Origin of the sequence: Rhizobium sp. TH2 (genome assembly GCF_024707525.1) — a bacterium.
In the GTDB taxonomy this organism is placed as follows: domain Bacteria; phylum Pseudomonadota; class Alphaproteobacteria; order Rhizobiales; family Rhizobiaceae; genus Rhizobium_E.
In genome coordinates, this window is the sequence record NZ_CP062231.1 from 4,936,430 (window position 1) to 4,948,776 (window position 12,347).

Sequence of the window (12,347 nt, forward strand, 5' to 3'; positions counted from 1 at the left end):
CTTCGTCCTCACTTCTTCCTGGGAAGGCCGGGGAAGCCGCCACCGAGGCCCGGAAGCTTCGGGCCGCCAAGACCCGGCAGGCCGCCACCGAGACCGGGCATTCCGCCGCCTGGCCTGAAGCCGCTGGCTTCAGCCTGTTTGGCGAGCGCTTCGAGCTGCTTGGGGTCCATCTTGGAGAGATCGGGCATGCCGCCCATTCCACCCATGCCGCCGCCAAGACCGCCGAGACCCATCTTGTTGGCGAGGCCGCCCATCATCTGCTTCATCATGCCGCCGCCCTTGCCGCCGCCCATGGCCTTCATCATGTCGGCCATGCCACGGTGCATCTTGAGCACCTTGTTGATTTCGGCGGCATCGGTGCCGGAGCCGGCGGCGATGCGCTTCTTGCGCGAATGCTTGAGGATATCGGGATTGGCGCGCTCGGCCTTGGTCATCGAGGAGATGATGGCGATCTGGCGCTTGATCGCCTTGTCGTCGAAACCGGCGCCGGCCAGCTTGTCCTTCATGCCCGACATGCCGGGCATCATGCCCATGATGCCGCCCATGCCGCCCATGTTCTGCATCTGCTTGAGCTGTTCGGCGAGGTCGCCGAGGTCGAACTTGCCCTTGGCCATCTTCTGGGCCATGGCCGCCGCTTTTTCGGCGTCGATGGTTTCGGCGGCCTTCTCGACGAGGCTGACGATGTCGCCCATGCCGAGAATACGGTCGGCGATGCGGCGGGGATGGAACTCCTCGAGTTCCGTCATCTTCTCGCCGGCGCCGATCAGCTTGACCGGCTTGCCGGTCACCGCGCGCATCGAGAGCGCCGCGCCGCCACGGCCATCGCCATCCATGCGGGTCAGCACGAGGCCGGTAATGCCGACGCGCTCGTCGAAATTGCGGGCGAGGTTGACAGCGTCCTGGCCGGTCAGCGCATCGGCGACAAGCAGGATTTCATGCGGATTGGACTTCCGCTTGATCTCCGCCATCTCCATCATCAGCGGCTCGTCGATATGGGTGCGGCCGGCGGTGTCGAGGATGACGACATCATGGCCGCCGAGCTTGGCCGCCTGCACGGCGCGGGCCGCGATATCGACGGGCGACTGGCCTTGTATGATCGGGAGCGTATCGACGCCCGTCTGGACGCCCAACTGGCGAAGCTGCTCCTGCGCGGCCGGACGGCGCGTGTCGAGCGAGGCCATCAGGACCTTCTTGCGGTCGCGGCTGGTGAGGCGAAGCGCGATCTTGCCCGATGTGGTGGTCTTGCCCGAGCCCTGCAGGCCGACCATCATGATGACGACGGGAGCCGGCGCATTGAGATCGACGGTCGAACTCTCCGAACCGAGCATCTCGATGAGTTCGTCATGGACGATCTTGACGACCATCTGGCCGGGCTTGATCGATTTCACGATTTCCGCGCCGACGGCCTTTTCGCGCACCCGATCGGTGAAGGAGCGGACGACTTCGAGCGCCACGTCGGCTTCGAGCAGCGCACGGCGAATCTCGCGCAGTGCCGCCGAGACATCCGCCTCCGACAGCGCACCGCGCCCGGTCAGTCCGTTCAATATCGCGCCTAGGCGTTCCTGAAGGCTCTCAAACATTCCATCAATCCTTCTGTCCGGAAATCACTTTTCCGGAACATCGGTATCGGGCCAATTCGAAACAAGAGACAAAGCCGAAAAGCACCCGAGGGCGCAACGCGCTGTCGGGTGTTGACCTCCGGGATCATGGTCTTGCGACGTCCCGGTCGGCTGCTGTCACATATATCGACGGGCAGATGGGCGGGCTTTAACCGCAACGGGCCAGGAAAGTCAAGCGGCCCGGCTTGATCATCTGCTTTGTATGGACAGATCAGGCATGTTTGTATATACATTTATGCGAAGGAGATACTCCAATGTTGAGCATTCGAGACGAGCGGGTTCGAACCCTGGCCCAGGACCTGATGCAGAAGACCGGAGCGCCGACGATCACGGCAGCGATCAGGCAGGCGCTCGAGAATGAGATATCGAGGGCGAGCGAAGAGCCGACCTTTCAAGAAAAGATCAAGACTCTGCAGGATCGAGTCCGGAGCATGGCCAAGCATCCGCCCGACAGGAATTATGTCGATTCCAGAGACGACCTCTGGGATAACTGATGTTTATCGACACTTCGGCAATCATCGCCATCCTTGCCACCGAAGATGACGCGGCGCGATATATCTCCGCGATAAAGGCCGGCACGGATAGATTCACCGGCTCTCACGTTCGCCTCGAATGCGTCATGAATCTCACGAGGATTGTCGGGATAAATCCTGAAGATGCGGATGCAATCTTCAACGATTTCGTTCGCACGTCGTCCATCCGAGTGATCGCTATAGAGGATTCCACTGGCGTGGAGGCGGTGCGGGCCTTTACCCGATACGGCAAGGGGCGTGGTCATCCTGCGCAACTCAATTTCGGCGACTGCCTGTCCTATGCCTGCGCGCGGGAGCACAACGCACCGATTCTCTTCAAGGGTCGCGACTTTGTCCACACGGACCTCGATATCGCCTGATCGCCAGACCACGCCGGAAAATCTGCTGCCCCCGGCTCAATCGACGGGATCGGCGAACTTGAGCAGACGCGGGATCCTGCAATCGATGATGTTGCCGTGGCGCTTGATGGCGCCGGCTTCCTCGAGTTCCAGGATCGCCCTGTTGATCCGCGGCCGCGAGGCGCCGAGGATGGCGCCGAACTCGACCTGGCTCAGCACGAGTTCCAACCGCGCTTCTTCCGGCAGGTCGTCGCCATGGACCTGGCGCAGCGCCGCGAGAAGGAAGCGCGCAACGCGGGCGTCGAGATTATAGAGCGCGATCGTCTCGAGCTGCTGGTTCGTCTCGCGCAACCGCTGGCACAGGAAACTCACGACGGCGTCGGCGGCTTCCGGATTGCGCATCATGAAGGCCCGGAATTCCTGCTTGCCCAGCACATATCCCTCGCTTGCGATCAGCGACACGGCATCGGCCGAACGCGGCTCTCCATCGAGCACCGACATCTCGCCGACAAGCGAGCCGGGCTCGAAATGGCGCAGCGACAGTTCCTTGCCCTGCATGGTGAATAGCGACACCTTGATCCGGCCCTTGGTGAGCAGGATCATGTAATTGCCTTCGTCGCCGCGCTGGAAGATGACGGCGCCCGCGCGCCAGCGGCGAAACTGCGCCAGTTCGGCGGCCTCGGCGATCAGTTCCTTGGGGAGATCCTCGAAGATCGGGAACGACCGCCAGAATGCCAGGCTCTTGTTGATTTCCGACATGGTTCCCCCACCGAATTGTCCCGCTCGTGACTTACACTACGGCATTCCGGTTGCTGGCAACAAGCCGATACCGCGTCAGGTTTGCCGATCAGCGATTCCTGACGTGTAGCAAATGTAACAGCGCGAGGGGCGAAATGATGCAAAGAATAAAGCCACGAACAGAAACACAGCGCTCAACTGGAGCAAAACAACCGGACCTCCAGCCGGCATGACGTTCCAGACCAGACACAAGACCCTCGGGAACCCCCATCCCGGGGGTCTTGTGATTCAGGCGGCGGGAATTTCAGAACTCGTAGTCGAACAGTTCGATCACCAGCCGGTCGCGTGACGCTACGAGTTCGCGGAGCTCGTCGGTATAATAGTCGCGATAGGTCGAGAGCGTGCGGTTCGACGTGTTCTTCGGCGTCGGCGCATTCTTCCTGAGGATTTTTTCCGCATTCGGCTTCATGCCGAACCGCTCGTGGTTCGCCAGCACGAAGTTGGAGAAGTCCTCGGTCAGCGTCTCCGACTTGAACACCTTGTCATAGAGCGCCCAGCGCTTCTGGTGCTTGATCGCCTGGTTCATGTTGCGAATGTTCCACCAACCCATGGCGAGGATCGGATGCGGCGTGGTGACCCGCATGAAGCGGTAGGAATAGAAGCCGAGGAACTTGTTGAGCGACGTCTTGGAATAGGGATGGCCGATCATCACCTCGTTGAGGAATTTCGGATCGGAAAGCGCCCGCAACCAGGTGGCGAAGCTTTCCTTGGGGTTCTCGTTGTCGAACAGTTTCTTGGCTTTCTCGGGGCCGAGCACCTTGCGGACATCGCGGAAGAACAGCACGTTGGGTTGCTTGATCGAATAGGCCCACATCGAGACATACCAGTCCCACGGATTGCGGACGGTAGCGAAGGCATACTTGCCCTGCTTCCAGAAGAATGGACGGCCCTTGGTGACCGGCGCATGCCGGGTGACGCGGATCGGCTTGTCCGCCATGAGCTTTCTCAGGAGCGCGGCGATATAGGTGCTGCCCGTCTTGTAGACGTCCAGATAGATGAACTTCTCGTATTCGATCATGGGCGGATGGTTCCGTAACGCGTCGGGCGGCTCTTTATGCCGGAAACGGCGGATGGTCAATTTGGGTGAGTTGGCTCAGAACGTGTAGCCGAACAGATCGATGAAAAAGCGATCGCGCGTGGCAACGAGATCGCGCAGTTCATCGGTGTAATAATCGCGATAAGTCTCGAGCGTGCGCTTGGAGACGTTCTTGTGCTTGTCGGCCTGCTTGTTGATGACATCGACGGCGCGATCGGTAAAGCCGAGCTGCTGGCCGTTCTTGGCCGCGAAGTCGGCAAATTCCTGGTCGAGCGTTTCCGACTTCATCAACACGTCATACATCGCCCAGCGTTTTTGCGCCGCCACGGCGCCATCCAGCGAATTGATGAAGGGCTTGCGCAGGAACACTTCCGGATAGGGCATCGTCACCCGCATGAAGCGGTAGGTGTAGAAGCCCATGAAGCCCATCAGGCCCGAAGTCGGCAGGCGATGGCCCTTCAGCGCCTGGGCGAGAAACGCCGGGTCGTGCATGCATTTCAGCCACTTGGGAAACGCGACCTTCGGATTGTCCATCTCATAGAGTTCGTTGAGTTTTTCCTGGCCGAAGCCCTGCTTGATGTGCTCGTAGAGCGGGTTTTCCACAGTGTGCCCATAGGCCCACATCGAGACATACCAGTCCCACGGATTGCGGACCGTGGCAAACACCAGCTTGCCACCCTTCCACGTAAACGGCCGGCCCTTGGTGAGCGGCGCATGGCGCTTCACCCGCACCGGCTTTTCGGTCGAGATCTTCTTGAGCAGGAAATTGATATGCGTGCTGCCGGTCTTGTAGACGTCGAGGTAAATGAAGTTCTTGTACTCTATCATCTGAGTTCCGCTTGGGTGGTCCGGCGCCAATTATTCTTGCTGGCCCTAGCATTGCTGGCGCCCGCGCGCAATTCGCCGGGTCTTGCAAAGGTGGCCCACCGCGCTATGTCCATGAGACAGCAACCGGAAAACCACATGCCGAAATCTCGCCAGCCGACCAATCCCTATTACCAGGGACCGAAATCGGACCATTTCAACGGCACCCGATTCTTCAATCCCGGCGGAATTCCACCCGGCACGCTGCGCGATCTCATCAGATGGAAATGGGGCGGCGAGAAGCCGGCGCTCTGGCCGAAGAGCTTTCCGAGCGCCTTCGCCGGAAACAGGCCGGTGGAGCGGATCGAAGGTGCGGGGCTGCGGGTCACCATGATCGGGCATGCGAGCCTGCTGATCCAGACCGCCGGGCTGAATATCCTGACCGATCCGGTCTTCTCCGAGCGCACCAGCCCGTTCTCGTTCCTGGGGCCGAAGCGGCACAACCCGCCGGGCATCGCCTTGGCCGACCTGCCTTCGATCGACCTGATCCTCGTCACGCACAATCATTACGACCATCTCGACCTCGCCTCGCTCAGGATGCTGCAAACAAGGTTCAAGGCGCCCATCATCACGCCGCTGGGCAACGATACGATCATCCGCCGCGCGGTGCAGGATGCGGATATCACGGTGACCGATTGGGGCGATCGGACGGAATTCCGCAATGGCGTGACCGTGCATACCGAGCCCTGCCATCATTGGTCGGCGCGGGGTTCTCGCGACCGCCGCATGGCGCTGTGGGCCGCCTTCGTCATCGAGACGCCTGACAGTAAGATCTATCACATCGGCGACACGGGCTTTCACGACGGCATCAACTATCGCGCGGCGGCGGAGAAGCATGGCGGCTTCCGGCTGGGTATCCTGCCGATCGGTGCCTATGAGCCCCGCTGGTTCATGAAGGGGCAACATCAGAACCCGGAAGAGGCGGTGGAGGGGGTGCGGCTGGCGAACATCGCGCAGGCGGTGGGGCATCACTGGGGGACGTTTCAGCTGACCAACGAGGCGGTGGAGGAGCCGGTCGCCGCACTGGCCGAGGCGCTGGGGAATGCGGGGATTGGGGTGCAGCGATTTCGGGCGTTGAGGTCGGGGGAAGCGGTGGATGTGCCCGCTTGAGCCAGCCGACTTCATGCAACCCGAGGAGGAAACGGAACAGTTGCAAAGCCCAGACGTCCATGCGAGCCTTCGGACGAACTCAAGTTGAGCCCAGATTCGATGCCCAGCCTCCCGATCATCAAAGCCGTTTCAAAGTTAGCGAAATCGGGTCTTAGAGCGACCATTCTCTATTCGCTGTTCTCACTGCTGGTTGCTCCGATTGAGGCGCACGCGGAGAAACCGATTTCAGAGTATCCTGAGGCGCATGCGCACGCTAGATGCATCAAGGAAATCGGTGAACGCTTCGCCGCCGATGAGGGAGAAAATCTGGAACTTGCGAGGAAGGCGATCCCGCTTTGCCGGGAAACGCGTCTCAAGCTGGTGAAAGCACTTCTCTCTTCGGCGACCGACACCCAAATGGTAGTGAAGAGGCTGGAGGAGATGGATTATAATTCGATTTCTCAAGTCATTTGGCAGAGGCGCCAGCACATGCATTAATCGTTGGAACTTCGGTTCCCTTCAAAGATTGGCGCCTTGTCCTTTCATCCCGCTGGGACAATCCCACTGGCAATTTCACCGCATTTGGCCCATATACAGCCGGAAATCTCTAGGAATGACCTGACCATGACGATGGATGCGCAATTCGCGAAGATGAACGGGCTTGGCAACAAGATCCTGGTCGTCGACATGCGCGCTCGTAAGGACAAGGTCACGCCGGCTGCCGCAATTGCACTCGCGGGCAATTCCGAGACCCATTTCGACCAGATCATGGCCGTCTACGATCCCAAGGCGCAAGGCACCGATGCCTGGATCGATATCATCAATTCCGATGGCAGCTTTGCCCAAGCCTGTGGCAACGGCACGCGCTGCGTAGTGCAGGCGCTGGCCGCCGAGACCGGGCGCAAGGCCTTTACCTTCCAGACCATTGCCGGCATTCTCAATGCCGAGGAGCATGACGACGGCTCGATCTCGGTGGACATGGGCAATCCGGAATTCGCCTGGGACAAGATCCCGCTCGCCGAGGAGTTCGCCGATACGCGTCGCATCGAATTGCAGATAGGGCCGATCGACAATCCGATCCTCCATTCGCCATCGGCTGCCTCGATGGGCAATCCGCATGCGATCTTCTGGGTCGAGAAGGATGTCTGGGACTACGATCTCGATCGCATCGGCCCGCTGCTTGAAAACCATCCGATCTTTCCCGAGCGCGCCAATATCTCGATTGCCCGCATCCGCTCGGACAGCGAGCTCGACCTCAGGACCTGGGAGCGCGGCGCCGGGCTGACGCTCGCCTGTGGTTCGGCCGCCTGTGCCGCCGCGGTTTCCGCCGCCCGCACACGTCGCACCGGCCGCCAGGTCAAGATCAACATGCCGAGCGGCGGCCCGCTGTTCATCGACTGGCGCGAAGACGACCATGTCGTCATGACCGGCCCGGCCGAATGGGAATGGTCCGGCCAGCTCGATCCGGCGACCGGCGGCTATGTCCGAGAACGCCAAGAGGCGGCTGCGCAGTGAGTGGCGTCGACGTCATCACCTTCGGCTGCCGACTCAACACCTACGAATCCGAAATCATCAAGGCGGAAGCGGGCAAGGCCGGGCTCAACAATGCGCTGGTCTTCAACACCTGCGCAGTGACTGCTGAAGCCGTGCGCCAGGCGCGGCAGGCGATCCGACGCGCACGCCGGGAAAACCCGGAAAGCCGCATCATCGTCACCGGCTGCGCCGCGCAGACCGAGGGCGCTGCCTTCGCGGAAATGCCCGAGGTCGATGCCGTGCTCGGCAACGAGGAGAAGCTGAAGGCGGCGAGCTATCGTGCACTGCCGGATTTCGGCATTGCCGCCAGCGAAAAGCTCCGCGTCAACGACATCATGAGCGTGACCGAGACCGCGCCGCAGATGGTGAAGCTGATCGACGGGCATGTGCGCGCCTTCATCCAGGTGCAGAACGGCTGCGACCATCGCTGTACCTTCTGCATCATCCCCTATGGACGCGGCAATTCGCGCTCGGTGCCGATGGGCGCGGTGGTGGATCAGGCGCGGATGCTGGCCGAAAACGGCTATTCCGAGATCGTGTTGACCGGCGTCGATGCCACGAGCTATGGCGCGGACCTGCCGGGCATGCCGTCGCTCGGCGTGCTGGCCAAGTCAATCCTCAAGCATGTGCCGGAGATTAGCCGGCTAAGGTTGTCCTCCATCGACAGCGTCGAGGCAGATGATCATCTCTGGGATCTGATCTCCGATGAGCCGCGTTTCATGCCGCATCTGCATCTCTCGCTCCAGCATGGCGACAACATGATCCTCAAGCGGATGAAGCGGCGGCACAGCCGTGAGGACGCAATCGAGTTCGTGGAGCGCGCCAGATCGCTGCGTCCCGAGATGAGTTTCGGTGCCGACATCATTGCCGGTTTCCCGACCGAGACCGACGAGATGTTCGCGAATTCGCTGCTTCTGGCCGAGGAATGTGGCATTGCCAGGCTGCACGTGTTTCCCTTCTCGCCACGACAGGGCACGCCCGCCGCGCGAATGCCGCAGCTGGATCGTGGATTGGTGAAGGCACGCGCGGCACGGCTGCGTGAAACTGGCGGCCGATTGCATCTTGCACATCTCGCCGGCATGGTGGGTACGGTGCAGCGCATGCTGGTGGAGAATACCGGCATGGCGCATACCGAGAATTTCACTGTCGTCGACGGCCTGGGCCTGCCGCCAAGATCGCTGGTGGATGTCAGGATTAGCGGGCATAACGGCAAGCACCTGATTGCCGAGGCGGTTCGGGAGGCGGCATGAGGATGGCGTGGCGTTCGAGTTCACCCCCCTCTGCCCTGCCGGGCATCTCCCCCTCAAGGGGGGAGATGTCACGAAATGACAGAGGGGGGTGCGGCCGCACGCTCTTCGCAAAAATGCTGCCCGGAAAGAACATCGCATGGCGTTAGGCTTCATCAAGAAAATCTTCTCCTTCGGCAGGGATGAAAAACCCGCGCCTGAAGCCGTGGAGCAGGCTCAGTCGATCGAGCCCGTCGTTGCACCTGAGGATGTGCCAGTTCATTCCACCACGGTGCCCGAGATCTCGGATGAGCTGACCCGCATCGCCTCCGAGACAAGCCACGTCCTGCGGCCGGAAGAGCCGGAAATCGCGCCTCTTCCCGTCGAGGAGGAAAGCGACGAGATCGAAGCGGAACTCGAGGCCCAGGCCGAGTCGGTCGCCGAGTTTCAGGAAGCGATCGAGGAAGAGGCCCCGGCAGCGGAGGCTGTAACGGAAGAACTTGCCGAAGCCGAGCCGGAGATTGCCGCCGAACCCGAGACGCCGATCGAAGCGGCTTTCGCCGCAGAACCGGTTCTGGAAATCGCCGAGCCGGAAATCCAGGAGCCTGCCGAAGACGTTGCGCCGAAACCAGAACCAACACCAGAGCCCGAAACCGCACCGATCGAAGAGCCTCGCACTCCGCCGGTCCTGCCACAGGGTTTCGCTTCCGCCTCCGAGCGTGCTGAATCCCTGCCCGTCGAGCCCGAGCGCCGCCTGACCTGGATCGAGCGCCTGCGCCAGGGCCTGTCGCGCACCTCGGCGCAGCTGACATCACAGATCACATCGCTGTTCACCAAGCGCAAGCTGGATGACGACACGCTGCAGGAGCTCGAGGATCTGCTGATCCAGGCCGATCTCGGCGTCGAGACCGCGCTCCGCATCACAGATGCGCTGGCCTCCGAGCGCTATGGCAAGGACGTGAGCGGCGAGGACGTCTCGAAAATCATGGCGGCGGAGATCACCAAGGTGCTGGCGCCGGTCGCCAGGCCGCTGGAACTCGATCTCAATCACAAGCCGCATGTCATCCTCGTCGTCGGCGTCAACGGCACCGGCAAGACGACGACGATCGGCAAGCTGGCGGCAAAACTCTCGCGCGGCGGGTTGAAGGTGATGCTGGCGGCGGGCGATACATTCCGCGCCGCGGCGATCGAGCAGTTGCACATCTGGGCCGAGCGCACCGGTGCCGACATTGTCTCCACCAAGCTGGGCGCCGATGCCGCGGGGCTTGCTTACGAGGCCTATGAGAAGGCCAAGCAATCCGGCCACGACGTGCTGATCATAGACACCGCCGGGCGGCTGCAGAACAAGACCGAGCTGATGGCGGAGCTCGAAAAGATCGTCCGCGTGCTGGGCCGGCTCGATCCGGATGCGCCGCATACCGTGCTTCAGACGCTCGATGCGACGACCGGCCAGAATGCACTCAACCAGGTCGAGATTTTCCGCAATGTCGCGGGCGTCTCGGGGTTGATCATGACCAAGCTCGACGGCACGGCGCGCGGCGGCATCCTCGTCGCGATCTCCGCCAAGCACAAGCTGCCTGTCTGTTTCATCGGCGTCGGCGAAGGCGTGGACGATCTCGAGCCGTTCAATGCCAAGGATTTCGCCGAGGCGATCGCCGGAATCCAGAACAAATAATCCTTCCCATTCGTCCCCGTTGGGACTAATCGGAAACCTTGGAAAACCATGGAAGACAAGATGGCCGAGAACACCGAAGAGACAACTGTGCCCGCGCACAAGGAGAATGTCGGGCTGAAGCTTGTGCTCGAGCTTGGTCCGCTCGCGGTCTTCTTCTTCGCCAATCTCTATGGCGAAAAGCTCGCGATATGGTTTCCCGCGTTGAAAGCGCTCGGCTCCGACATCTTCATCGCCACTGGCTTGTTCATGGCGGCGACCGTGCTGTCTCTTGTAGTCTCCAAGCTCGTGGTCGGCAAGCTGCCGCTGATGCCGCTGATCTCCGGGGTGGTCGTGCTCGGTTTCGGCGCGCTCTCGATCTGGCTGCAGAACGATCTTTTCGTGAAGATGAAGCCGACCATCATCAACACGCTTTTCGGCGTGATCCTGCTCGGCGGTCTCTTTTTTGGTCGCTCGCTGCTCGGCTACGTATTCAATTCGGCCTTCCAGCTCGATGATGAGGGCTGGAACAAGCTGACGCTGCGTTGGGGCCTGTTCTTCCTGTTTCTCGCAGTGCTGAACGAAGTTCTGTGGCGCGGCTTCAACTGGTACTACATGCCCGACGACAAGCTGGCCAATTCCATGTGGATCAGTTCCAAGATATGGGTGGTGATGCCGGTAACCTTCCTGTTCACGCTCAGCCAGATGCCGCTGATCATGAAACATTCCGTCGAGGTCGAGGAGTGACGGCGACTGCCGTTCCCCAGCCGGAGGACAATCGCGGCCTCTGGGCGGCTTTTGTGGTGTTTCTGATCGTCCTGGCGGTCCAGATCGCGCTCGAACGCTATATGAGCCGCCTCTGGATCTGCGAATGCGGCTATGTGAAGCTCTGGGAAGGCGGCGTCAACACGCCGGGCAATTCCCAGCATATCAGTGACTGGTATACGCCAAGCCATATCATCCACGGCTTCCTCTTCTACGGCCTGGGCTGGCTGCTGTTTCGCAACCGGCCGGTCGCGCTCAGGCTTGGATTCGCAGCACTGATCGAGGCTGCGTGGGAGATCCTGGAAAATTCACCCATCATCATCGACCGCTACCGCACGGCCACGATCGCGCTCGACTACTACGGCGATTCGATCCTCAATTCGGCGATGGATACGGTCTTCATGGCGCTCGGCTTCCTCCTCGCCTGGCGCCTGCCGGTGTGGGTGACAGTTCTTCTGGCCATCGCGGCGGAACTCTACACCGGCTACATCATCCGCGACAATCTCACGCTGAACGTCATCATGCTGGTCTGGCCGTTGGATGCGATCAAGGCGTGGCAGGGCGCGGGTTAGGCGGCTTCGAGTTGCTCTATTTCGGGGATGCTCGCCAATTGATCTTTGATAGCGGCCGTCGCGATTTTCAGATCGTAGCTGTGTTGCATGTTGAGCCAGAACTCCGGTGTCGTCTTGAAGAACTTACCAAGGCGAAGCGCGGTATCGGCGCTAACGCCGATTTTCTCTGCGACAATCCGTTCGACTCGAGTACGTGGAACGTGGAGCTTCTTGGCCAGTGCGTAGGGAGTCATTTCGAGCGGGATGAGATACTCCTCGCGCAAGATTTCGCCGGGATGAATAGGGGGCAACATGTCGCCAAGTTTCATGGTCATTCCTTCCGA

At 60.8% G+C, this 12,347-nt stretch carries 14 protein-coding genes; 9 read left to right on the forward strand and 5 right to left on the reverse strand.

What is annotated here, in order from left to right; translation table 11 throughout:
- Nucleotides 1–8 precede the first annotated feature (8 nt).
- Entirely contained in the window at nt 9–1,580 is a 1,572-nt protein-coding gene (ffh, locus tag IHQ71_RS24110) for a signal recognition particle protein (protein WP_258158944.1), read from the reverse strand.
- Between the two features lie 293 nt (nt 1,581–1,873).
- Between ffh and IHQ71_RS24115 the strand changes: the two genes are divergently transcribed.
- On the forward strand, nt 1,874–2,113 hold the full coding sequence (locus IHQ71_RS24115) for a type II toxin-antitoxin system VapB family antitoxin (protein WP_258158945.1): 240 nt from the start codon (nt 1,874–1,876) through the stop codon (nt 2,111–2,113).
- Nucleotides 2,113–2,511, forward strand: a complete 399-nt coding sequence (locus tag IHQ71_RS24120; protein ID WP_258158946.1) for a type II toxin-antitoxin system VapC family toxin — start codon at nt 2,113–2,115, stop codon at nt 2,509–2,511. Before IHQ71_RS24115 ends, IHQ71_RS24120 begins: the two co-directional genes overlap by 1 nt.
- A 36-nt stretch (nt 2,512–2,547) precedes the next feature.
- On the opposite strand, the gene IHQ71_RS24125 is transcribed toward IHQ71_RS24120, so the two are convergent.
- The 3 genes from IHQ71_RS24125 to IHQ71_RS24135 form a co-directional block, all read right to left on the reverse strand.
- The gene (locus tag IHQ71_RS24125) at nt 2,548–3,249 is read right to left on the reverse strand and encodes a Crp/Fnr family transcriptional regulator (RefSeq protein ID WP_258158947.1); all 702 of its coding nucleotides are present in this window, start codon (nt 3,247–3,249) and stop codon (nt 2,548–2,550) included.
- 283 nt (nt 3,250–3,532) lie between these two features.
- The gene (locus IHQ71_RS24130) at nt 3,533–4,306 is read right to left on the reverse strand and encodes a sulfotransferase family 2 domain-containing protein (RefSeq protein ID WP_258158948.1); all 774 of its coding nucleotides are present in this window, start codon (nt 4,304–4,306) and stop codon (nt 3,533–3,535) included.
- Between the two features lie 75 nt (nt 4,307–4,381).
- Nucleotides 4,382–5,152: a hypothetical protein gene (locus IHQ71_RS24135; RefSeq protein WP_258158949.1), complete on the reverse strand. Its 771-nt coding sequence runs from the start codon at nt 5,150–5,152 to the stop codon at nt 4,382–4,384.
- Nucleotides 5,153–5,287: 135 nt separating this feature from the next.
- Between IHQ71_RS24135 and IHQ71_RS24140 the strand changes: the two genes are divergently transcribed.
- The 7 genes from IHQ71_RS24140 (at nt 5,288) to IHQ71_RS24170 (ending at nt 12,024) form a co-directional block, all read left to right on the forward strand.
- On the forward strand, nt 5,288–6,298 hold the full coding sequence (locus tag IHQ71_RS24140; protein WP_258158950.1) for an MBL fold metallo-hydrolase: 1,011 nt from the start codon (nt 5,288–5,290) through the stop codon (nt 6,296–6,298).
- A 99-nt stretch (nt 6,299–6,397) separates the two neighbouring features.
- Nucleotides 6,398–6,775, forward strand: coding sequence for a hypothetical protein (locus IHQ71_RS24145; protein ID WP_258158951.1), 378 nt, complete (start codon nt 6,398–6,400; stop codon nt 6,773–6,775).
- Between the two features lie 126 nt (nt 6,776–6,901).
- Nucleotides 6,902–7,792 carry a diaminopimelate epimerase gene (gene dapF / locus IHQ71_RS24150; RefSeq protein WP_258158952.1) on the forward strand — a complete coding sequence of 297 codons (891 nt, stop codon included), beginning with the start codon at nt 6,902–6,904 and terminating at the stop codon, nt 7,790–7,792.
- Nucleotides 7,789–9,060: a tRNA (N(6)-L-threonylcarbamoyladenosine(37)-C(2))-methylthiotransferase MtaB gene (mtaB, locus tag IHQ71_RS24155; RefSeq protein ID WP_258158953.1), complete on the forward strand. Its 1,272-nt coding sequence runs from the start codon at nt 7,789–7,791 to the stop codon at nt 9,058–9,060. The genes dapF and mtaB overlap by 4 nt, the downstream gene beginning before the upstream one ends.
- A 136-nt stretch (nt 9,061–9,196) precedes the next feature.
- Nucleotides 9,197–10,711 carry a signal recognition particle-docking protein FtsY gene (gene ftsY / locus IHQ71_RS24160; protein ID WP_258158954.1) on the forward strand — a complete coding sequence of 505 codons (1,515 nt, stop codon included), beginning with the start codon at nt 9,197–9,199 and terminating at the stop codon, nt 10,709–10,711.
- A gap of 60 nt (nt 10,712–10,771) precedes the next feature.
- Nucleotides 10,772–11,434 (forward strand): septation protein A, encoded by a 663-nt coding sequence (locus IHQ71_RS24165; RefSeq protein ID WP_258158955.1) that lies wholly within the window; start codon nt 10,772–10,774, stop codon nt 11,432–11,434.
- A gap of 53 nt (nt 11,435–11,487) precedes the next feature.
- Nucleotides 11,488–12,024, forward strand: a complete 537-nt coding sequence (locus IHQ71_RS24170) for a DUF2585 domain-containing protein (protein ID WP_374990052.1) — start codon at nt 11,488–11,490, stop codon at nt 12,022–12,024.
- On the opposite strand, the gene IHQ71_RS24175 is transcribed toward IHQ71_RS24170, so the two are convergent.
- Nucleotides 12,021–12,332: a HigA family addiction module antitoxin gene (locus tag IHQ71_RS24175; protein ID WP_374989911.1), complete on the reverse strand. Its 312-nt coding sequence runs from the start codon at nt 12,330–12,332 to the stop codon at nt 12,021–12,023. The genes IHQ71_RS24170 and IHQ71_RS24175 overlap by 4 nt on opposite strands.
- Between the last annotated feature and the right edge of the window lie 15 nt (nt 12,333–12,347).